This window comes from Rahnella laticis (assembly GCF_015644585.1).
Taxonomy (GTDB): Bacteria; Pseudomonadota; Gammaproteobacteria; order Enterobacterales; family Enterobacteriaceae; genus Rahnella; species Rahnella laticis.
Window position 1 is genome coordinate 435,210 of record NZ_JADOBI010000003.1, and the last position, 22,776, is coordinate 457,985.

Genomic DNA, 22,776 nt, shown 5'->3' on the forward strand with positions numbered 1-22,776 from the left:
CTTAAATTCATATTCGTTCAGGTTGCTACTGTATATGAGGACGATCTTTTCGATTTCAACAGCCCCATATTACGGTTTTACCGACGGTAACAACTGCGGTTGAGGATAAGATGGGGCCATGACGCTCAGCATCAAGGGGCAAAGTGAAAAAAAATCTTCAATTGCTGTTACGCCAGATCAATGTTTACTGACGCAACCCTCCTTATGATGCCGCGCGCTTCCAAAGATATGCGGCTTTTTTACCCATTTCCCAAGCGTTTCTTCCCCCGATTATCAATTAATAATAATTCTGATACAGAGGATCTATGCAGACCAAAACGTTGGCAAATCCAGGCCCGCTCGGGTTAATGGGATTTGGTATGACTACTATCTTGTTGAATTTACACAACGCAGGCTTTTTCCCGTTGACCGCTGTTATTGTCAGCATGGGCATTTTTTATGGTGGTTTGATTCAAATTCTTGCAGGGATGATGGAATTTAAAAAAGGGAATACCTTCGGCACCACGGCGTTTACCTCCTACGGTGCGTTCTGGCTGAGCCTGGTCGGTATTCTGATGCTGCCACGCATGGGCATGGCCGATGCCAGCAGCGAAAGTTTCCTGGGCGCTTATCTGGGCATCTGGGGCGTTTTCACTCTCTTCATGTTTTTTGGCACGTTGAAAGCAAACCGTGGTTTACAGGTCGTTTTCGGCAGCCTGACCATTTTGTTTGCCCTGCTGTGTTTCGGCAACATGACCGGCAATACGGCGGTTCTGCATTTTGCCGGTTTTGAAGGTATCTTCTGTGGCGCCAGCGCGATTTATCTGGCGATGGCCGAAGTGCTCAACGAGCAGTATGGCCGCACCGTTTTGCCGATTGGCGAACCTAAAAGCCACGCTCGCGATGTGAATGCGGTTACGGCATAACGCGCGACGTCTGAGACGAAAAAGCCCCGAATGAACGGGGCTTTTTTTTGCGCCAAAAATGAGTTTAAGAAGCTTACTGGCCTGAAGCGGCACGCTCTGCAAATTTAGCTTCGCGGGCGGTTTCACTGTTCAGATCACGGCTGAGATAAATGCCGGTCAGTAAACCAATCACGGACAATGCCAGCACATAATAAGCCGGTGCCATTGGTGTCAGACGCATGATAAGCGTCACGAACACCGGTGTCAGGCCACCAAAAATGGCGTAAGCCACATTGTAAGAGAAAGAAATTCCGGTAAACCGCACTTCCGCCGGGAAAGCCCGCACCATCACATACGGCACCGCGCCAACCACGCCCACGCTTAAACCGGCCAGCGCGTACATCCCCATCAGCACAGACGGATCAGCCGCAACCATGTGATAGAAACTCCAGCTGCAAATTCCGAGGAACAGGCTGCCGATAATAAACGTCTTACTGGCACCCAGACGATCCACAACACTGCCCGAAATAATGCAGCCAAACATCAGCGCAACGGTGGCGAGGCAGTTTGCCTGCAACGCCGCTGCCGCCGGAATGCCAAACTGTTTTTGCAGCCACGTCGGCGTCATCAGAATGACGACCACGATCCCCGCAGACAACAGCCAGGTCATCAGCATCGACACCACGATTTCTTTTTTATGATTCGCGACAACAGCCTTCAGCGGCAATTCTTCTGCCAGCGCTTTGTGGGCTTTCATCTCGATAAAGACCGGCGTTTCCTGCAACCAGCGGCGCAGATACAGGGCGATTAACCCGAAAACCCCGCCGATAAAGAACGGAATGCGCCAGCCATATTGGCTGATCGTAGCGGGCGTCATGCTGGTGTTCAGTAAAGTTGCCACAAGAGAACCCAGCAGGATACCCATTGTCAGGCCGGCAGTCAGCGTTCCGCAGGCAAAACCAATGCGGTTACGCGGAACGTGTTCCGCCACAAAAACCCAGGCTCCCGGCACTTCGCCGCCGATCGCTGCGCCCTGCAAAATACGCATCAGTAAAAGCAATAACGGTGCGGCAATGCCGATCGAAGCGTACGTCGGCAGGAGCCCCATCGCCAGCGTCGGTAACGCCATCAGCAGAATACTCAGGCTGAACATCCGTTTGCGGCCAACCAGATCCCCAAAGTGCGCCATGATAATGCCGCCCAGCGGACGCGCCAGATAACCGGCGGCAAAAATGCCAAACGTCTGCACCTGACGCAGCCAGTCGGGCATATCAGCCGGGAAGAAAAGGTCGCCAATAACCGCAGCGAAGAAGACGAAAATGATGAAATCGTAGAATTCGAGGGCGCCGCCCAGCGCAGCCAGGGAAAGCGTTTTGAAGTCCTGCCGGTCCAGCCGGCGCGATTGTGCGTGTTGCATAAGAGTCCGTGTGACGCCAGAGTGAAAATGGAAACGGTTTTTGCCGCTTTCTGTAAAGTAATTATTACTATAGCGGCAAATATTTTTCACACCAGAGCGCCTGAATCTTATTTCAAAAACAAAGCGTATTCAGTTTTTTGTGTCGCGACGGGCACTTTTTGGACGAAATGCTGCTACCACGTGGTCGTGCGTTTCAATATACGGCCCGTCGAGCAACTGGATGCAGTAAGGCACGCTGGCGAAAATACCGGATACGATCACTTTGCCTTCCGCGTCTTTCAGACCTTCCAGCGTTTCTTGAATGGATTTGGGTTGTCCCGGTAAGTTGAGGATCAGCGCCTGTTTGCGGATCACGCCGACCTGACGCGATAAAATTGCCGTCGGGACAAAGTGCAGGCTGATCTGACGCATCTGTTCACCAAAGCCCGGCATCTCACGATCGGCGATGGCCAGCGTGGCGTCCGGTGTCACATCACGGCGCGCCGGGCCGGTTCCGCCAGTGGTCAGCACCAGATGACAACCGCTTTCATCGACCAGCTCGCTGATCGCCTGTTCGATCAGAGGTTGTTCATCCGGAATAAGCCGTGTTTCCAGTTTGAAGGGCGTGATGAGCGCTTTCTCCAGCCATTCTTCCAGCGCCGGAATACCTTTGTCCTGATATACCCCACCCGACGCACGGTCTGACACCGATACCAGACCAATTCGCAATTTATCCATGCCATTTCTCCGTGACAAAATCTGCTTTCAATAAGCCTCATTATATCGATAACGGCGCGGGGTTTTATCGCAGACACAAAAAAAGCGGCTGATTAGCCGCTTTTCGTCGAAAACTGAGTGCTGATTACAGCAGGTCAGAAATCATTTTTTCCAGTTTGCCCTGATCGATTGCAAACTTACGGATGCCATCTGCCAGTTTGTCGATCGCCATTGGATCCTGGTTGTGGTCCCAGTAGAACTGAGCTTCAGTCAGTGGCGCAGGGCGTGGCTTGGTTTCGCCGGAGAAGGACAGTTTGCGTTCCAGTGGGCCTTCGCTTTCTGCCAGCTCTTTCAGCAGTGCAGGTGCGATGGTCAGACGGTCACAGCCAGCCAGTTCGATGATTTCGCCGATGTTACGGAAGCTTGCACCCATCACGACAGTTTCATAGCCGTGTTGTTTGTAGTATTCGTAGATTTCGGTCACGGACACAACGCCCGGATCTTCATTCGGTGCGAACTCTTTTTTGTCGCCATTGGCTTTGTACCAGTCGAGGATACGGCCAACGAATGGAGAAATCAGGAACACACCGGCTTCTGCACAGGCACGCGCCTGAGCGAATGAGAAGAGCAGCGTCAGGTTACAGTTGATGCCTTCTTTTTCCAGTTTTTCCGCTGCGCGGATACCCTGCCAGGTAGACGCCAGTTTGATCAGGATACGGTCGTTGCTGATGCCCGCATCGTTGTACAGTTTGATCAGACGTTTCGCTTTTGCCACGCTCGCGTCAGTGTCGTAAGACAGACGAGCGTCAACTTCAGTCGAAATACGGCCCGGGACAAGTTTCAGGATTTCCAGACCGATGTTCACTGCCAGTTTGTCAGCTGCATCAGTAATCTGCTGATCGTGATCGCTGCTCTGGTCACGTGCCCAGGCGATTGCTTCGTCGATCAGTTTACGGTATTCAGGAATTTGCGCAGCGCTGAGGATCAGTGACGGGTTAGTGGTCGCATCCTGCGGCTGGTACAACTTCATTGCCGCGATATCTCCGGTGTCAGCAACAACCTGAGTCATTTGGCGTAGGGAAGTCAGTTTATCGGTCATTTTGGCATATCTCATCGTTTGGACGTTTTCGTATAGGCATTTTCATGCCTTGCCTTTGGCTGATGATAACATGCAAAAAGCCACGCGCAAGGCGCTTATCGCGGCATGCTCGGCTACGAACATCTATGGATTTCTCACCTTCTAAAACACACAAAATCAGCCAATTTGCATATGTCCCCGTTTCAATAAAAAAGGTATGTTAGCCAACCAAAGTGGTCATAGCCCTCTGAGCGAACAACTAAAAAAATGAAGGGTTTATCAACCAAGGATAATTCATGAATGATCTGCTGGATTTTTTTGACACTATTCTCTGGAGTTCCATCCTGATTTACCTGCTGTTTGGCACCGGCATTTACCTCACCATTCGCCTGAGTTTCATCCAGTTCCGCCGTTTCAGACATCTGTTTTCCCCTGCCCTTTTTAAGCCTGGCCGCGATCCACGGGGAATGTCAGCCTGGGGCACGCTGTGCCTGAGTTTATCCTCACGTATTGGTACCGGTAACCTGACCGGCGTGGCGATAGCCATTACCCTCGGCGGGCCGGGCGCGATTTTCTGGATGTGGGTCATCGCCGTTTTCAGCATGGCGACGGCGCTGATTGAAAACACGCTGGCGCAGATATACAAAGGCGTTGGCGAGCGCGGTAAATTTCGCGGCGGCCCGGCAGATTACATGGAGAAAGGGCTGGGCATGCGCTGGATGGGCATTCTATTTTCCTTCCTGATGGTTGTCTCCTGCGGCTTTGTTTTCAGTGCGTTACAGGCTAACTCCATTGCTCAGGCCTCCTTTCATTTGCTACACGTTCCCCATCTGACCACCGCCGCTATTCTGGCTACGATGACCGCCCTGCTGATTTTTGGCGGTATACGTTCTGTTATCTGGCTTTCCAAATGGATGGTTCCGCTGATGGCCTGTGCGTACCTGCTGCTGGCGGTCTGGGTCATCGGTCATAACATCGAAAAATTGCCACAGGTGATTGCGCTGGTCTTTAAAAGCGCTTTCGGTTTGCAGGAAGCGGCCTCCGGCGCCCTGGCCTACGGCGTCACGCAGGCCATCACTCAGGGAATGCAGCGCGGCGTTTTTGCCAGCGAAGCAGGCGTCGGGTCTTCGCCAAACGCGGCGGCGATGGCGTCGGTCAGCCACCCCGCCACCATGGGTTTCAACCAGATGTTTGCCGTCTTTATCGATACCGTGGTGATTTGCACCGCCACGGCGCTGATTGTACTGACGTCCGGCGTGCTTGATCATCCGGACGCGCCTTTTGGTATCCGCTTATTGCAGCAGGCCATCACGCCTGCGACGGGCGAATGGAGCCACATCGCGCTGGCCGTACTGGTGTTTTCCTTCGCCTTTACTTCTATCTCAGGCAACTACGCGTATGCGGAAAACAACCTGAGTTTTGTTCACCGCGCCGCGCCGTATAAATTGCTGATTTTCCGCCTGATGGTCATCGGCATGGTGTTCTGCGGCTGTCTGATGGAACTGCATATCGCCTGGAAACTGGCGGATATCTTCATGGCGCTGATGGCAATACTGAACCTGACCGCGCTGCTGCTGCTTTCGGGCGTGGCGGTCAAAGTGGTGAAGGACTACGAACGCCAGCAACGCATGGGGAAAATACCGGTGTTTAATCCGGACCATTTCCCGGAATTGCGCGACCAGCTGGAGCCGGGCATTTGGGATAAAAAACCATCCCGGCACTGACAGTTAAGCTTTTACCTATCGATATCATGGCTCCCCCGCAGCGGCTTTTTTGCTACAGTAGTGCAACGAAAAAATCCCAAATTTGAAGCGTCACTGACCAACGGACGAGACTATGCTGACCATTATTTCACCTGCCAAAACGCTCGATTACGAAAGCCCGCTTGCGACAACGCGCTATACCCAACCTGAGTTGCTGGATAAATCAGCTCAGCTGATCACGGTAGCGCGTAAAATGTCGCCTGCGCAGATCTCTTCACTGATGGGGATCAGCGATAAACTGGCTCATCTGAACGCAGAGCGCTTCAATGACTGGCAGCCGGATTTCACGCCGGAAAATGCACGTCAGGCGTTACTGGCGTTCAAAGGTGACGTTTATACCGGCTTACAAGCCGAAGACTTCAGCGAAAAAGATTTCGATTTTGCCCAGAAACATCTGCGGATGTTATCGGGTTTGTACGGACTTCTTCGTCCGCTGGATCTGATGATGCCGTATCGCCTGGAAATGGGTATCCGCCTGGAAAATCCGCAGGGTGCCAATCTTTATGCCTTCTGGGGCGAGTTGCTGACCGAAAAACTCAACCAGCTGCTGAGCGAACAGAAAAGCAAAGTGCTGGTGAATCTGGCGTCCGACGAATATTTCAAAGCGGTAAAACCTAAACTGCTGGATGGCGAAATCATCAAACCTGTTTTCCTTGATGAGAAAAATGGCAAATACAAAGTCATCAGCTTCTACGCGAAGAAAGCGCGCGGGCTGATGAGCCGCTTTATCATCAAAGAGCGTCTGGATAAGGCGAAACAATTGCAGGATTTCAATCTGGAAGGTTATGCCTTTGACGAGTCACGATCGCAGGGCAACGAGCTGGTCTTTACCCGCCCTGAACGCTGATTCCCCTTTCTGCGCCCGTAAAAAAGCCCTCACGAAGAGGGCTTTTTGCATTTCAGAATGCCGCAGACTTTATTCAGGCAATGCCATCAGGAATGCGCGCATTTCGCTGAAGTCTGCCGGCAGATTGTGCGACAGCAGTGGCAGGTCTGCGCGATCCGCCAGCTCTTTCGGCAAGCCGATATCCTGATCCAAAATCGCTTCCACGCTTTCTTTGAACTTCGCCGGATGCGCCGTGCCGATGAACAGGCCGAATTCGCCCGGTTGCAACTGGTCACGCAGAACGCGGTAAGCAATGGCGGCATGCGGTTCAGAGATGTAACCGATATTCGCCAGCTCGCGCATCGCGTCTTCCGTGGTGTCATCGCTGACCGCACCAAAACCGAGATCTTTCAGCTGCCAGATTTTACGGCGATATAGTTCTTCCACGCGCGGCCAGTTGTTTGGCTGGCTGACGTCCATGGCGTTCGACAATGTCGCAACGGTTTTCTTCGGTTCCCATTCGCCATTGCTCAGGAAACGCGGCACGGTGTCATTGGCGTTGGTGGCAGCGATGAAACGCTTAACCGGCAGACCGAGAGATTTCGCCAGCAAACCGGCGGTCAGGTCACCAAAGTTACCGCTTGGCACGGAAACGACCAGCTGATTGCGGGCTTCCTGCGGCAGTTGCGCCACGGCTTCGAAGTAATAGCAAATCTGCGCCAGCAGACGGCTGATATTGATGGAGTTCGCGGAGTTCAGCTTCAGCGCATGTTTCAGTTCTTCATCATCAAACGCCTGTTTGACCAGCGCCTGACAGGCGTCGAAATCGCCATCGATAGCCACGGTGTGAATATTGCCACCGAGAGTACAGAACAGTTTTTCCTGAAGCGGGCTGATTTTGCCGCGCGGATACAGGATCACCACACGAACGTTTTTCAGACCGTGGAAAGCGTGCGCCACAGCAGCACCGGTATCACCGGATGTTGCGGTCAGGATCGTGACCGGCTGATCGCCAGAAACCTGCGTCAGGATCTGCGCCATGAAGCGGCCACCGAAATCTTTAAATGCCAGGGTCGGGCCGTGGAACAGCTCCAGACAGGCAATATCGTCTTCCACTTTTGCGACAGGCGCCGGGAAGGCAAACGCGTTTTTCACGCGCTGATGCAATTCATCTTCAGGAATTTCATCGCCGATGAAAGCAGAAAGAATGCGCGTGCTGCGGGTGACGAAATCCAGATCCAGCAGGCGGTCAATTTCAGTCAGCTCAAATTCCGGCAGGTCGAGCGGGAAGAATAATCCCTGTTGTTTGCCCAGACCTTGTTTGACGGCCTGCGCAAAACTCACTTGCTCGTTGTGATCCTTCAGGTTGTACAGTTTCATTAGTTATCCCAGTCGATTATCGAGTTATCCCAATACCCGCGCGCCAGCGGTATCCAGACGACAAATATGAACAAAGCCTTCGTCATTTTGCAGATAGTGGGTCTGCAACCAGTCGGCCATACGTTTCGCGGTTGCGCTGTCATTGCAGACGGCAAACAGCGTCGGGCCGGAACCGGAAATCCCGCAAGCCAGCGCACCGATTTCTTCGGCCGCGCTGCGTGCTTCGGCAAAACCCGGCAGAAGGCGTGTGCGGTAAGGTTCGGCGATCACATCTTTCATCAGCTTCGCGGCCAGCGCCGGTTGCTGTGTATGGCACGCATGAATAAAGCCCGCCAGATAACGCCCGTGGCTGATGCAATCCTGGCGGCGATACTGCGCCGGTAAAATCGCGCGCGCTTCCGCCGTCGAGACTTTGATGCCCGGATACGCCATCACCCACAGCCAGTCGTCAAAACTTGGCACATTCTGGCTGATGATATCCAGCTCTTCGAGCATCAGCTGGATGCCGCCCAGATAGCACGGCGCGACGTTATCAAAATGCACACTGCCGGAAATCCGCCCTTCCAGCTCGCCCATCAGCTCCAGCATTTTGTTGTCGCTGAGCGGCTTGCCGCAAAATTCGTTCATTGCCATCAGACCGGCAACCACCGAACAGGCGCTGGAACCCAGCCCGGAACCGATCGGCATATTTTTTTCAAGCGTCATGGCCACCGGCACATCTTTGCCGATTTCCTGACAGAAACGCTGCCAGCACTGATAAACGATGTTGTCTTCCATCCGGTCAGGCAGTTTGGAAACAAACTTGCCTTCGTTTTTCAGGCTGAATGTTGTGGCGGCTTCTACCGATACGCAATCACCCAGAAGCGTGCCATCCACCGGAGACACTGCTGCGCCCAGAACGTCGAAGCCTACGCTGACGTTCCCAATTGAAGCCGGGGCATACACCTTAACCATATTAAACTCCTAACTTCCATGACAGCGTTCTCAAAAGATCGGCAAACACACCTGCCGCCGTCACATCATTACCGGCACCATAACCGCGCAACACCAGCGGTAACGGCTGATAATAGCGGCTGTAAAACGCCAGCGCATTCTCACCATTTTTTACTTTATAAAGCGGGTCATTGCCATCGACGGCGTCGATTTTTACCTTGCAACGCCCTTCTTCGATAGCGCCGACGTAGCGCAATACTTTACCCGCTGCTGTCGCATCTGCAACGCGCTGAGCAAATTCGGCGTCCAGTTCCGGCAGGCGGGCCACAAACTCATTTACGTTGCCTGAGGAATCAAAAGACACAGGCAAAACAGATTCCACATCGATGTCCGTTAATTCCAGCTTATAACCGGCTTCACGCGCCAGAATAAGCAACTTACGGGCGACGTCCATACCCGACAAATCGTCACGCGGATCCGGCTCGGTGTAGCCCATATCGCGCGCCTGCAAGGTGGCGGCAGACAGTGACATACCTTCGTCCAGTTTACCGAAAATGAAGGACAGCGATCCGGAGAGGATCCCCGAGAAACGCAGCAGTTCATCGCCTGCATTTAGCAGGTTTTGCAGGTTCTCGATAACCGGCAAACCAGCGCCGACGTTAGTGTCGTACAGGAATTTTCGGCGCGAACCATCCGCCGCTTTACGCAGCTGATGGTAATAATTCATCGATGAGGTATTGGCTTTTTTATTCGGCGTGACGACGTGGAAACCATCGGCCAGGAAATCGGCATATTGGTCCGCCACTTCCTGGCTGGACGTACAGTCAACAATCACCGGGTTCAGCAGATGGTATTCCTTCACCAGGCGGATCAGACGGCCCAGATTCAGAGGCTCTTTCGCCGCGCCCAGCTCGTCCTGCCAGGTATCGAGCGGAATGCCGTGAACGTTGGTAAGCAACGCGCGGGAATTGGCGATGCCGCAAACGCGCAGATCGATATGTTTGGTTTTCAGCCAGGCCTGCTGACGGCGGATCTGTTCGATCAACGCCCCGCCGACACCGCCGACGCCAATCAGAAAGACTTCGATAACCTGATCGGTGTTGAACAACATCTGGTGGCTGACGCGGACACCGGTAGTGGCATCTTCGTTATTCACCACAACGGAAATGGAACGCTCAGAAGAACCCTGCGCGATGGCGACGATATTGATATTGGCACGCGCCAGTGCGGAGAAGAATTTCGCCGAAATGCCGCGCAGCGTACGCATGCCGTCGCCGACCACAGAAATCACGGCCAGTTTTTCCATGACATCCAGCGGCTCAAGCAGGCCATCTTTCAGCTCAAGATAGAACTCATCTTCCAGCGCCTTGCGTGCGCGAACCAGCTCATTTTGCGGCACGCAGAAGCTGATGCTGTATTCAGACGAAGACTGGGTGATCAGCACAACGGAAATCCCGGAACGCGACATCACTGCAAAAACGCGTGCCGCCATGCCGATCATCCCTTTCATCCCCGGACCGGAGACGTTGATCATCGCCATATTATTCAGGTTGGTGATGCCTTTGACCGGCGTATTGTCGCCGAGGCTTTCGCTGCCAATCAGGGTGCCTGGCGCCTGCGGGTTCGTAGTGTTTTTAATCAGGCAAGGGATCTGGAACTGGGCAATCGGCAGGATGGTGCGCGGGTGAAGCACTTTTGCGCCGAAGTACGACAGCTCCATCGCTTCCTGATACGACATGGATTTCAGCAAACGGGCATCAGGCACAGTGCGCGGGTCACAGGTATAGACGCCGTCGACGTCAGTCCAGATCTCGCAGCAATCAGCGCGTAAACACGCCGCCAGCACGGCCGCAGAATAGTCAGAGCCGTTACGCCCCAGCACAACCAGTTCACCCTTCTCGTTGCCCGCGGTGAAACCGGCCATCAGCACAATGTGATCGGCAGGAATGGCGCTGGCGGCAATACGGCGGGTGGATTCGTTGATATCGACAGTGGATTCGAGATAGTGGCCCTGAGCCAGCAGCTTTTCGACCGGGTTAATGACGGTGACGCCAAACCCTTTCGCAAGGAAAACGGCTTCCATAATGGCGATTGAGAGCTTTTCACCACGACAGATGATTGAAGCGTTCACGCTGTCCGGGCATTGGCCCAGCAGAGCGATTCCGTGCAGCAATTGTTTAAGCTGAGCGAATTCCTGATCAACAAACGCTTTCACTTTCGGTAAATCAAAGCCCGGCTGCTGTGCCGCCAGACCGGTAATCAGCTGACCAAAAATGTTTTCCGCATCGCTCATGATGGTCTTGATGTCCTGTCCGGCGACAGTCCGTTCAATCATGGCAACCAGATAGTTGGTAATTTTGGCAGGCGCGGATAATACCGTCGCGACCTGTCCCTGACGCGCATTGCTTTCCATAATATCCGCAACCCGCAAGAAGCGTTCTGCGTTTGCTACCGAGGTCCCGCCAAATTTCAACACTCGCATTTCTGGTTCTCTCCTGAAGCTCTCGTTTAAATGTAAAAAAAAAGCCCGCACTGTTTAGGTGCGGGCTTTTTTTCTTTTTCCTGTACGCGTCAGCCCGCCCCGTTACCTGTGGTATCGGTGGTGGTAATAATTGTTGTGTTCAGGCTGATGATTCGCATTTTATTTTTCTGTCTGTCTTTAGGTTTGTACTCTGTCTGCCTCTATTAGCTAAAGCATAAGGCACAATAAGTCAATTTTTTTCTGTTTTTGCCCGGTTAATCACGGACAGAATTAAATGGATAATGAGCTGCCTTTAAAAACATTTCCAGTGTTATCCGCAGGTCTGTTTCTTTCACACCGAAGATCACACCAGTGAAGCGGATATTCCCGTCAGATCATTGGGTCAGCTTTTTTTCGATGTCATGCAGCAAAGTGTGCAGCATTGCGGCGTCACGCTGCTGCAAAAGACCGAGTCTCTGATGCAGCCAGTCGGACAGTTTCTGGTCGTCTCCGGCACCGACATTTTCCAGTAAACGATCGACTCTGCCACGCAGTGCAGACAACTGCCCTTCCTGCGCATTTTCTGCTTTCGCCGACGTCACCTGATTCAGCGCCGACAACTGATAGCAGAAAACCATCACCGCCTGGCCCAGATTCAGCGACGGGTAATCCGCCACCATCGGGACGCCGGTCAGAACATCGGCAAGTTCCAGCTCTTCATTCGTCAGCCCGGAATCTTCGCGCCCGAACACCAGCGCCGCGTGGTTTAACCAGTCGCTCTTCTCTTCGAGCTGAACCTGCAATTCCTGCGGCGTGCAGTAATAGTGAAAACGCGCGCGGCTGCGTGCAGTTGTGGCGACGGTAAAATCAATGTCGGCCAGCGCTTCGGCGAGCGTATTGAAATGCAGCGCATTTTGCAGGATCTCCTGCGAACCGTGTGCAACCCAGCCAGCTTCCGGCTTAAGGTGCGCTTCGCTGTCGACAATGCGCAATGACGCGAAGCCCATCGTTTTCATTGCCCGGGCTGCCGCGCCGACATTTTCCGGGCGGGCCGGAGAAACTAAAATAATATGAAGTTGCATGTCGCGCCCCTGCAAAGAGTGAATGAAATTGCCGCCCGTTTTTCAGCGATGAAATTTTATCCAATTCCAAAACTATTCATCGCTTATATTCTTCACAAGAACTTAACAGTCGGCTCAATATATTCTTTTATTTTATCGGAAAAGCTTACCCGATAGGAAAAAAAGGTGCTGGCGCGGTTAAGCCAACTTTAAAGAAAAATTTATCATTATTTTTCATATGGATATATAATAACGACACATACAGATTTTGCATTTATCTTTCGTTGCCTGGTGAATTGCTGAATCGTGTACAATAAAGGCCGAAATGTGACTCAAGCGTGCATTCTTGTAAGTGTTTTTCACTGTTCTGTTACCGTGCTACAATTGAACTTGATATATGTCAACAAACCGTAATTTTGTTGGGTGGTAATTTCGGCACTCGCTGTTATATTGCTGTTAATAGGGTTAGGATGTTCGCCGCTTTAGGACCCCGTGGAACTGCAGAAAGTGGAATCCCTGACCGAGCTTGCGATGTTGTTGCCGTTGATGGAAATTGCATCGAGAACGCGTTTACGTACTTTAGTCATGTAACGAGTGAGATGGCCAATAAGGCATCAAAATTCATTGGGATAACAAGGACTTCTGTACTCCTATTTTCTATTTGTTGGCAATCTTAGGTAGCAATCATGCAGACCCCTCACATTCTGATCGTCGAAGACGAGTTAGTGACACGTAATACGTTAAAGAGCATTTTTGAAGCAGAAGGCTACATGGTACATGAAGCCAATGATGGCGCTGAAATGCACCACATTCTGTCCGAAAATGACATCAATCTGGTTATCATGGATATCAACCTGCCAGGAAAAAATGGCCTGCTGCTGGCACGCGAATTACGCGAACAAGCCAGCGTTGCACTGATGTTCCTGACGGGCCGCGACAACGAAGTCGACAAAATTCTGGGTCTGGAAATCGGCGCTGATGATTACATCACTAAGCCATTCAACCCGCGCGAACTGACTATCCGCGCACGAAATCTGTTGTCCCGCACGATGAACCTGGGCACGACCGGTGAAGAACGTCGTCTGGTCGAAAGCTACAAATTCAATGGTTGGGAACTGGACATCAACAGCCGTTCACTGATCAGCCCGCAGGGCGAACAATACAAGTTACCGCGCAGCGAATTCCGCGCAATGCTGCACTTCTGCGAAAACCCGGGCAAAATTCAAACCCGTGGCGACCTGCTGAAGAAAATGACCGGCCGCGAGCTGAAGCCGCATGACCGTACTGTTGACGTTACCATTCGCCGCATTCGTAAACACTTCGAAGCGACGCCAGATACTCCGGAAATCATCGCGACCATTCATGGCGAAGGTTACCGTTTCTGTGGTGATCTGGAAGACTAATACAGAAGGTTGCCAACCGCTCTGTAGACGACGCTATAAAACGTCAAAGGCCAGCGAAAGCTGGCCTTTTGTTTGAGTTCTGCTTTGAACATCCTCAAAAACTTACGGCGTCGTATGCGCCCACGGAATGATCGGAACAGCGCTCAGCGCATTTTTAGGTGAGCCATCGACGACTTTGTCTGAATAACTCATATAGATAAGCGCGTTACGTTTTTCATCGTAAAAGCGAACGACCTGAAGCTTTTTAAACACCAGGGAAGTCCGTTTCTGAAACACCACCGTTCCCTTGTCTTTGCCTTGTTTAATCTTATCGCTCAGTTCGATCGGGCCAACCTGCTGGCAGGAAATCGCCGCATCGGATGTGTCTTCTGCCAGCCCTAATCCGCCTTTAATCCCGCCGGTTTTCGCGCGACTGATATAACACGTTACATTTTTAATATCAGGATCATCAAAGGCCTCGACGACGATTTTATGGTCCGGTCCGAACAATTTAAAGACCGTATCGACCGACCCGACTTCCTCGGCATGCGCCGCCCCGGAACAAAAAACAAACATCCCAAATACAAAAATCCAACACTTTTTCATTAAGTTACTCCACGTCATGAGCATGACGTTGTTTTCTAAAGAAACCCCATTCGGAAAGCGTGCATTCACAGTTTCTGAATGAAATACTCTGTAACACCTGCAAATAGCACAGATAGCCAAAAAATTCTTAGGAAGTCTTATCAGTAAAAAGTTGCTATTATGCGCGCAACATTCTGTGAATTATCTTAGCTCAACGAGGACGATCTATGGATCAAGCAGGAATCATTCGTGACCTTCTTAGCTGGTTAGAAACCCATTTAGACCAGCCCTTGTCACTCGACAATGTCGCAGCCAAGGCCGGCTATTCCAAGTGGCACCTGCAGCGAATGTTTAAAGATGTCACAAACAATGCAATCGGTGCTTATATTCGCGCGCGTCGTCTTTCTAAAGCCGCCGTCGCTTTGCGCCTCACCAGTCGCCCCATTTTAGATATCGCCCTTCAGTACCGTTTTGACTCTCAACAAACGTTTACGCGGGCATTCAAAAAGCAATTTGCTCAAACTCCGGCACTGTATCGTCGTGCTGAAGACTGGCATTCCTTCGGGATCTGCCCGCCAATTCGTCTGGGTGCGTTTATTCTGCCTCAGCCGGAATATATCGCGCTGCCTGAACAGCATCTGATCGGTATGACGCAAAGTTACGCCTGTACGCTAGAGCAAATCACCACGTACCGTAACGAAATGCGCCGCCATTTCTGGCGTCAATATATTGGTGAAGCGAAAACGCTGCCACCGATACTTTATGGCCTGCACCATTCGCGTCCAAGCCAGGAAAAAGATGACGAACAGGAAGTCCTTTACACGACCGCGCTTGAGCCTGCGCATCTGCCTGAAAATGTTGAAGGTCAGCCGATTGTGTTGCAGGAAGGCGAGTATGCCATGTTCCACTACAATGGCACGCCTGAGCATTTGCAGGAGTTTATTCTGACGTTGTACAGCACCTGTCTGCCAACGCTGAAACTGACCCGCAGAAAGGGACAGGATATCGAACGCTTCTACACTAATGGCCGTGCTCCCGGCACTGCACCATTAGAAATACAGTGCGATTACCTGATCCCAATCCGCCGCTAACGCCTCCAGGCGTTAGCGTTGTAACTCGTCTAACGCGGGCAGATCCAGATGTGATACATCGCCCGCCGTTTCCACAATCCAGCCATTCGCCAGCCACGCACTTTGCTGATGATCCACGCGCGACAATGAACAGTTACGCAGGCGAAGACGACGTTCCGCATACGCAGGCAATCCCAGAATCGTACTGATCAGACACCCCAGCGCAATGCCGTGGCTGACCAGCAGAGGTTTGCTGCCCGGCGGCAGTTGCAGGCAATTATCGAGCGCAGCACGCATACGCGCCGCCAGCTCCGTCATGGTTTCGCCTTCCGGAATACGCCCTTGCGGTGAGCCATCCACCATCTGCTTACGCCAGATTTCTTCCTGCTCAGTCAGGCCATCCAGAACACGTTCTTCCAGCACGCCCATATGCAACTCGCGCAGGCGCGGCTCATTGATCACTTCACAGCCGCAGGCATCAGCGATAATCTGCGCGGTGTGACGGGTACGCCCTAAATCACTGGTGATAACGTGAGTGATCCCTTCGTTGCGCACGCGCTCAGCAACCTGACGGGCCTGATAAAGACCTTTAGCCGTCAGAGGGCTGTCTGACTGCCCCTGAATACGACGCGCTGCGTTCCATTCTGTTTCGCCGTGACGGACGAGATATACCTGTAACATGTGTGTTTTCCGTTATACTGCGTGAAATTTGCTAAAGGATGCCAGAACTCTATGTACCATGTTGTCGCTGCAACCACTAACCCGGCAAAGATCAAAGCTATCGCCATGGCTTTTGAAGACATTTTCGGCGCTGAGGCGTTTCGCATTGAAGGCGTTGACGTCGATAGTGGTGTTCCAAATCAGCCCATCGGCAGTAATGAAACCCGTACCGGTGCGCGTCATCGCGTCATTGGTGCGCGTCAGGTTCGCCCGGAAGCGGACTTCTGGGTCGGCGTGGAAGCCGGTATCGAAGACAATATGACGTTCGCCTGGATGGTGATTGAGAATATGCACCAGCGCGGCGAATCCCGTTCTGCGAGCCTGATGTTACCTGAAATTATTTTACAGGGAATCAATCAGGGCAGCGAATTGGGAGATGAGATGGAGAAGCTGACCGGTATTGCGGAAGTTAAACGTAAAGGCGGCGCGATTGGCATTTTTACGGCGGGTAAACTGACGCGCACCAGCGTTTATCATCAGGCGCTGGTTCTGGCTTTAGCGCCGTTCCATAATCCGGTGTATCAGGCTCGCGCGCAGACGCACTGAGTTTTGAAACCTGAAATTAAAACGAAAACGGACGCATCAGTCGTCCGTTTTTTCTGACAGTAACTGCTCACCCAACCATTCCTTCAGTTCCGCCGGTGCTGTTTTCAGGCCGTTGGAACCCCGGGTTATCGTCGCGATACCGGCACCCAGCTGGCTTTTCAGCTCCCGCTGGCTCATTTCTCCCCGCATCAGTTCCTGAATAATGCGCACCCGCGTTCCCAGCGCCGCACGTTCGTCGGGCGTCAGAAGCAGTTGCAACAAATCCTGATGCAGATTTTCAGCAAAAGATTGCTGTAGCAGTGCCAGAAAGCACTGCCAGTCCTCATTGCCTTGTTGGGAAAGAGCAGGGTCAGTGAGTGTTCGTTGCGTCATGTGAGGGCTGCCATACTATTGAACTAGTACAGCAGCTTAACATAAACGCCCGAAAATCAGTAACGCCTCTGCCATTCGGCATCCGTCAAAATTTTGGCCGGTTGATGTAAAAAATAGCGATAAAACGCATCATAAGCCAACACATTTTTAACATATCGGCGCGTTTCAGAGAAAGGGATACTTTCGATAAATGCGACGGAGTCCACCCTGCCCGCGCTGGTTCCCAGCCAGGTATTCACCCGCGACGGACCAGCGTTATAGGCGGCGCTGGATAAAATTCGGTTGCGGCCAAACATCTGGTAGACGTATTCAAGATAGCTGGTGCCGATGGTGATATTCATCTGCGGCTCCAGCAACTGCGCCGGATTGCTGTAACCCTGCAAACCGAACATGTCTACCGTGTGCTGCGCCGTCGCAGGCATAACCTGCATCAGGCCCGCCGCGCCCACCGGAGAACGCGCTTTCGGATTCCATGCGCTCTCCTGACGGGCAATCGCCATCGCGTAACTTTGGGTAATGCCTTTATCATTGGTCGCACGGCGGAATTCATCCGGCCATGCCAGCGGGAAACGTTCTTCGAGATAATCCCACAGCTTGCCGGTTATCGTGGCTTGTACGCTCAGGTCCGGCCATTTTTGCTCGAAGGCATAACGCGCCAGCGCGGATTGCTGCGCCGTACTGCGGCTGCTCACCAGATAGCTCCATTCGGTGCGCGCCAGATTGTCCATCTGCCAGTACATCAGTTCACGTACGCGGGCTACTTCCGGTAATGCCGCTATGCTGGAATCCGGTTTCGTCGCCACAGAAATCTGCATCGGATACGCGACATTCAGCTTTTGCGCCGCCGCCATCGGATAGAAACCGCGCCCCTGCATTAATGTACGCAGCATCGCTTCACCCTGCGAACGCTGCCCTTTGTCGATCATGACCGACGCACGCCAGTATTGCCATTCGTCCTGCTGCAAAGCGTCCGAAGGCAAACGCTCCAGCCACTGACTCAGGCCCTGACGGTCACCGGCAGCCAGCGCCATGCGGATCCGACGTTCAACCAGCGTGGTGGAATGGCTGCGCAAGATCACGTTATCACGCCATGCGGCCTGCTCCGGCGTGGCATCGCTGCCCATATAACGCCAGGCAACGGCTTCTTCCAGTTCCAGACGATCGCTGTCACTCATCTTCTGCAAACGCGCCAGAACCGGGATCATCGAACGCGCGTTTTCCGAATCATCGCGGGCAATGCGGGCGAACGTAATGCTGGTGGCGTTACGGGTGAAATCGGTCGGCCCGACGTTGCGCGCAAAGCTTTCAATCGTATTCGGGCTGTTTTGCAGATCAACCAGTGCGTCGCGCATGGTTTGATAATCCGGCGGCAACTGCTTCGCCAGATAACTCACCAGACTGGTATTCCCGGCTTTCATCGCCAGACCAATACGTTGCAGCGTCGTCAGTGCCGTCTGATTGCCTGCGCCCTGCCAGACGGTGAATAATTTGTCGCAGGTATTGGGCAGAGACGTGCCGGTCAACCAGATATCTTTCGCGCCATCAAACGCGGTTTTCTGATCGCCGGTGGCCCATTTGGCATAGTAATAGTTACAGCGGGCGGCGACCGGCTTCGGCGGCTGCGGGCTGAAAGACAGCAAACTGTTCCAGTCCTGACGACGCGCCAGTTCATTCACAAAGCGTGCAGGCAGGGAACGCGCCGGCGGCAAGGTCGGATTCGCTTTCACAAAAGCATTCACCTGAGCCGGTGTCGCCTCGCCCAGATCCTGCGTCAGCTGGCGGTATTCGAGATAAGGATAAAGAGGATAATCTTCGAGCGTCGGCATCAGCTGGCCAACGACGTCCATCTGATTGTTATCCCACGCCTGTTTAATCTGCATATAGTGCTGACGTTGAGAATCCAGCGAATCCGCTTTCGCCACGCCCGATGCTGTCACCAGCACTACGCTCATTGCCAGAGCGTGCCATTTGTCCACCTTGACCATACTTGCCTTTATCCTCACGGGTTGTCCTTCCTGCTGTGCCAGCGGCACAGATATTGCCCTACAGACCTGCTGTTTTTGATGTAAGAACTGTTCTTCGTTCTGCAGACAGTCACTACGCTAATCGATTCATTTTTAAAATTGAAGTCATGCGGGAACAGCATCACAAACTTTACACAGTGTGAGGCATGCGCAAAGCCGTTACCAGAGAACCACACGCTTATTTTACGTAACACAACGTAGCAGATGAATAAGCGCAAATAGCAATATTATGACCGCGATAAAAGCCGGATATTTGAGAGAACACAAATAGATAGCACCCTTACAATGAGAATCTGAATAAATACACTGACAAAACTTATCTTTATTTACGCTAATTTACCGTGATATTTAAACTCTAAACAAAACCTAAATGAAGAGTAAATAATACCGATATTCCTAATTTAATTAACACAATGTTTTCATTGAAAAAATTTATTATTGATAGCGTTATAAAAGTCTTTATTGGTTCAGATCAATTTTATTTTAGCGTAATTACTTATTATCACTTCATATTCTCAAACCGATTTGAATACCCGTAGTAATTACACGCTTAATTTAATCACGTGCAAGCATTCTTATTCATCGCTTATGGAAAAGTATATGACTCACTCATCATCATCTGTCAAAACCAATGCCAGCCCTTCTTCTTCAGCGGCGGCAGAAAACAAAAACTGGTATCAGATTAGTGGTAACGACGCCATGTCGCGTCTGGAAACCAGCGAAGCCGGTCTGAATCCCCAGGTTGCCGCTGAGCGCCTGAAAGAATTTGGTCCGAATGCCTTACCGGAAAAACAAACCAAAAGCGCCCTGATGCGCTTCCTCGCGCATTTCAATGACGTCCTGATTTACATCCTGCTGGCGGCAGCGGTCGTCACCGGTGCGATGGGCCACTGGGTGGACACGCTGGTGATCCTCGGCGTTGCCGTCATTAACGCCATGATCGGTTTTCTGCAAGAAAACAGCGCCGAGAAATCGCTGAAAAGCATTCAGAATATGCTGTCCAGTCAGGCGGTTGTGATCCGCGACGGACAGATTCAGACCATCAATGCCGATCAACTGGTACCCGGCGATATCGTTCAGCTGCGTCCGGGCGATAAAATCCCGGCAGACCTGCGTATCGTCAGCGCACATAACCTGCAGGTTGAAGAAGCCATCCTGACCGGCGAATCTACCGTCGTCACCAAAACAGCCCGTACTATCGACGATGAAGTCATGATTGGCGACCGTCACAACCTGCTGTTCTCGGGCACGATGATCAGCGGCGGTACGGCCACCGGCGTGGTGTATGCCACCGGTAAAGACACCGAACTGGGTCATATCAACCAGATGATGTCGTCGATTGAACCGCAGCGCACCCCACTGTTGCAGCAAATCGACAAGCTGGGTAAAGGCATTTTCGCCCTGATTTTGCTGATGATGGCGTTCCTGTTTGTCTTCGCCTTTATCCTGCGCGACATGCCGCTCGGCGAGCTGTTGCTGTCGCTGATAAGCCTCGCCGTGGCCTCCGTGCCGGAAGGTTTACCGGCCATTATCTCGATTATTCTGTCCCTCGGCGTTCAGTCGATGGCGCGTAATCACGCGATTATCCGTAAGCTGCCGACCGTCGAAACGCTGGGTTCAATGACCGTCATCTGCTCGGATAAAACCGGCACGCTGACCATGAATGAAATGACCGTCAAGGCGGTGATTCTGGCAGACCGTGCTTATAACGTGGAAGGTGAAAGCTACCAGCCGAGAGGCCGGATTGTGGACGCCACGACGCAGCAGCAAATTGATGTCATCAATACGCCGGTGCTGAACACCTTCATCACGGCGGTCGATTTATGTAATGACAGCCAGCTGATTCAGGACGACAAAGGCCACTGGGGCATTACCGGCGGGCCGACCTCCGGCGCGCTGAAAGTGCTGGCGGCCAAATGTACGCTCAACACCGGTAAAATCGAATCTCTGGATAAAATCCCGTTCGATTCCAAGCACAAATACATGTCGACGTTGCAGCGCATTAACGGCAAAACGCAGCTCTTTGTGACCGGTGCGCCCGACGTTCTGTTCTCGCTGGCGACATTTGAGCTGACCGAAAACGGTGTGCAGCCTTTCCGCCGCGAATACTGGGAAGAAGAGATGGCGCGCTACGCCCGTCAGGGCCTGCGTATGGTTGCCGCCGCGTTCAGGGATGAGCCGGAAATCAACGGCGATCTGAGCCACGACGATTTGCAGCAAGGCCTGGTCTTCGCCGGTATCGCCGGAATGATGGATCCGCCACGTCCGGAAGCCATTGATGCGATTGCGCAATGTCAGCAGGCCGGGATCCGCGTGAAGATGATCACCGGTGACCATCAGGAAACGGCAATGGCCATCGGCAAAATGTTAGGTATTGGCAACAGCGGGGATTCCATCACCGGCAACGAGCTTGAGCACATGGACGACGCCGAACTGGCGGTCGCTGCCAGCCAGTACGATATTTTCGCCCGCACCAGTCCGGAGCATAAGCTGCGTCTGGTGAAAGCGTTGCAGGAAAACGGTGAAGTGGTCGGCATGACCGGCGACGGCGTGAACGATGCGCCTGCGCTGAAACAGGCTGACGTCGGCATCGCGATGGGCATCAAGGGCACCGAAGTTACCAAAGAAGCTGCCGATATGGTGCTGACGGATGACAACTTCGCGACCATCGCCAGTGCGGTGAAAGAAGGCCGTCGTGTTTACGACAACCTGAAGAAAACCATTCTGTTTATTCTGCCGACTAACCTCGCGCAGGGGCTGCTGATTATCCTGGCGATTCTGGCCGGTGCTGTGATCCCGCTGACGCCGGTGCAAATCTTGTGGATGAACATGGCGACGTCGACCACGCTGTCATTTGGTCTGGCCTTTGAGCCTGCCGAGAAAGGTATGATGCGCCGCCGTCCGCGTGAGCCGGGTCAGCATGTGTTAGACCTGCACGCCGTCTGGCGTATCGCGTTCGTCGGTATTCTGATTGCCTGCAGCGCCTTCATTCTTGAAGCCTGGATGCAACCACTCGGCTACAGCAGCGATTTGATTCGTACGGTCTTGCTGCAAACGCTGGTCACCGCGCAGTGGGTGTACATGTTTAACTGCCGCGTGATGGATCGCTTCCCGCTGAGCCGCGAAGTGTTCGTCAACAAAGGTCTGTGGATTGTCTCCGGCGTGCTGCTGGTGCTGCAACTGGCGCTGATTTATCTGCCAGTGATGAACCACCTGTTTGGCACCGTACCGCTGCCGCTGAAATTCTGGGGCATTACCCTGCTGGTCGGTGCGATGATCTTCGTGATTGTCGAAATCGAGAAATGGCTGGTTAACCGCTTCATTCGTAAAAAAGCGTAGCGAGTTTCCCGCTTACCGGGCTACTTTCTGTAGCCCGGTTTTTTTTCAATATAAACATCACAATTCTAAAACTTTAACGCGCATCGCCCTCATTTCGTCTCAAAGATCTCACAAAACGTCCCAAAGCCGGTTCTGCTGATTTACATCAATCCTTCCCCGCTTTATTACTCTGCCTAAGGGTTCTCCCGTCACACAGCAAAGTCATATTTTGCCGCCAAACGGCAATTTCCAGGGATACG

The 22,776-nt window shown here is 52.5% G+C and carries 19 protein-coding genes and 1 other annotated feature; of the genes, 7 read left to right on the top strand and 12 right to left on the bottom strand.

Translation table 11 applies throughout. From position 1 onward, the window contains the following. The first annotated feature begins 305 nt into the window (after positions 1–305). A complete protein-coding gene (satP, locus tag IV433_RS08230) occupies positions 306–905 on the top strand; it encodes an acetate uptake transporter (protein WP_104923390.1) in 600 nt (199 codons plus the stop codon). A 73-nt stretch (positions 906–978) separates the two neighbouring features. On the opposite strand, the gene IV433_RS08235 is transcribed toward satP, so the two are convergent. The 3 genes from IV433_RS08235 to tal all read right to left on the bottom strand — a co-directional run bounded on the left by IV433_RS08235 (position 979) and on the right by tal (position 4,096). After that, entirely contained in the window at positions 979–2,301 is a 1,323-nt protein-coding gene (locus IV433_RS08235) for an MFS transporter (protein WP_195813691.1), read from the bottom strand. Positions 2,302–2,430: 129 nt separating this feature from the next. Then, positions 2,431–3,018, bottom strand: coding sequence for a molybdopterin adenylyltransferase (gene mog, locus IV433_RS08240; RefSeq protein ID WP_152325182.1), 588 nt, complete (start codon positions 3,016–3,018; stop codon positions 2,431–2,433). 124 nt (positions 3,019–3,142) lie between these two features. After that, positions 3,143–4,096 carry a transaldolase gene (gene tal / locus IV433_RS08245; protein WP_152325183.1) on the bottom strand — a complete coding sequence of 318 codons (954 nt, stop codon included), beginning with the start codon at positions 4,094–4,096 and terminating at the stop codon, positions 3,143–3,145. Between the two features lie 275 nt (positions 4,097–4,371). Here tal and IV433_RS08250 point away from each other — a divergent pair, with 275 nt between their 5' ends. Beyond that, positions 4,372–5,799, top strand: a complete 1,428-nt coding sequence (locus tag IV433_RS08250; RefSeq protein ID WP_195813690.1) for an alanine/glycine:cation symporter family protein — start codon at positions 4,372–4,374, stop codon at positions 5,797–5,799. A 112-nt stretch (positions 5,800–5,911) separates the two neighbouring features. Continuing rightward, the gene (gene yaaA / locus IV433_RS08255; RefSeq protein ID WP_195813689.1) at positions 5,912–6,685 is read left to right on the top strand and encodes a peroxide stress protein YaaA; all 774 of its coding nucleotides are present in this window, start codon (positions 5,912–5,914) and stop codon (positions 6,683–6,685) included. Between the two features lie 69 nt (positions 6,686–6,754). Here yaaA and thrC read toward each other — a convergent pair whose 3' ends face one another. The 5 genes from thrC to IV433_RS08280 all read right to left on the bottom strand — a co-directional run bounded on the left by thrC (position 6,755) and on the right by IV433_RS08280 (position 12,520). Next, complete coding sequence (thrC, locus tag IV433_RS08260; RefSeq protein ID WP_195813688.1) at positions 6,755–8,044, bottom strand: threonine synthase; 1,290 nt, start codon at positions 8,042–8,044, stop codon at positions 6,755–6,757. Between the two features lie 24 nt (positions 8,045–8,068). Next, on the bottom strand, positions 8,069–8,998 hold the full coding sequence (gene thrB / locus IV433_RS08265) for a homoserine kinase (protein ID WP_104923396.1): 930 nt from the start codon (positions 8,996–8,998) through the stop codon (positions 8,069–8,071). A 1-nt stretch (position 8,999) separates the two neighbouring features. Then, positions 9,000–11,459 (bottom strand): bifunctional aspartate kinase/homoserine dehydrogenase I, encoded by a 2,460-nt coding sequence (thrA, locus tag IV433_RS08270; protein WP_195813687.1) that lies wholly within the window; start codon positions 11,457–11,459, stop codon positions 9,000–9,002. Positions 11,460–11,493: 34 nt separating this feature from the next. Continuing rightward, positions 11,494–11,610 (bottom strand) — a sequence feature (Thr leader region). Continuing rightward, positions 11,549–11,617: a thr operon leader peptide gene (gene thrL, locus IV433_RS08275; protein ID WP_071823645.1), complete on the bottom strand. Its 69-nt coding sequence runs from the start codon at positions 11,615–11,617 to the stop codon at positions 11,549–11,551. (Overlaps the previous feature by 62 nt.) 216 nt (positions 11,618–11,833) lie before the next feature. Beyond that, positions 11,834–12,520, bottom strand: coding sequence for a tRNA/rRNA methyltransferase (locus IV433_RS08280; protein WP_195813686.1), 687 nt, complete (start codon positions 12,518–12,520; stop codon positions 11,834–11,836). A gap of 665 nt (positions 12,521–13,185) precedes the next feature. On the opposite strand from IV433_RS08280, the gene arcA reads away from it, so the two are divergent. Beyond that, entirely contained in the window at positions 13,186–13,902 is a 717-nt protein-coding gene (arcA, locus tag IV433_RS08285) for a two-component system response regulator ArcA (protein ID WP_013577079.1), read from the top strand. A 102-nt stretch (positions 13,903–14,004) separates the two neighbouring features. Here arcA and creA read toward each other — a convergent pair whose 3' ends face one another. After that, the gene (creA, locus tag IV433_RS08290) at positions 14,005–14,487 is read right to left on the bottom strand and encodes a protein CreA (protein ID WP_195813972.1); all 483 of its coding nucleotides are present in this window, start codon (positions 14,485–14,487) and stop codon (positions 14,005–14,007) included. Positions 14,488–14,693: 206 nt separating this feature from the next. Here creA and robA point away from each other — a divergent pair, with 206 nt between their 5' ends. Then, the gene (gene robA / locus IV433_RS08295; RefSeq protein WP_195813685.1) at positions 14,694–15,557 is read left to right on the top strand and encodes an MDR efflux pump AcrAB transcriptional activator RobA; all 864 of its coding nucleotides are present in this window, start codon (positions 14,694–14,696) and stop codon (positions 15,555–15,557) included. Between the two features lie 12 nt (positions 15,558–15,569). Here robA and gpmB read toward each other — a convergent pair whose 3' ends face one another. Continuing rightward, positions 15,570–16,217: a 2,3-diphosphoglycerate-dependent phosphoglycerate mutase GpmB gene (gpmB, locus tag IV433_RS08300; protein WP_195813684.1), complete on the bottom strand. Its 648-nt coding sequence runs from the start codon at positions 16,215–16,217 to the stop codon at positions 15,570–15,572. A gap of 51 nt (positions 16,218–16,268) precedes the next feature. On the opposite strand from gpmB, the gene yjjX reads away from it, so the two are divergent. After that, positions 16,269–16,802 (top strand): inosine/xanthosine triphosphatase, encoded by a 534-nt coding sequence (yjjX, locus tag IV433_RS08305; RefSeq protein WP_195813683.1) that lies wholly within the window; start codon positions 16,269–16,271, stop codon positions 16,800–16,802. Positions 16,803–16,838: 36 nt separating this feature from the next. Here the strand turns inward: yjjX and trpR are convergent, their stop codons facing one another. Both trpR and sltY read right to left on the bottom strand, forming a co-directional pair. Further along, the gene (gene trpR, locus IV433_RS08310) at positions 16,839–17,174 is read right to left on the bottom strand and encodes a trp operon repressor (RefSeq protein ID WP_104923402.1); all 336 of its coding nucleotides are present in this window, start codon (positions 17,172–17,174) and stop codon (positions 16,839–16,841) included. A 56-nt stretch (positions 17,175–17,230) separates the two neighbouring features. Continuing rightward, positions 17,231–19,150, bottom strand: a complete 1,920-nt coding sequence (gene sltY / locus IV433_RS08315) for a murein transglycosylase (RefSeq protein WP_195813971.1) — start codon at positions 19,148–19,150, stop codon at positions 17,231–17,233. Positions 19,151–19,798: 648 nt separating this feature from the next. Between sltY and IV433_RS08320 the strand changes: the two genes are divergently transcribed. Next, positions 19,799–22,537 carry a cation-transporting P-type ATPase gene (locus IV433_RS08320; protein ID WP_195813682.1) on the top strand — a complete coding sequence of 913 codons (2,739 nt, stop codon included), beginning with the start codon at positions 19,799–19,801 and terminating at the stop codon, positions 22,535–22,537. The last annotated feature ends 239 nt before the right edge of the window (positions 22,538–22,776 follow it).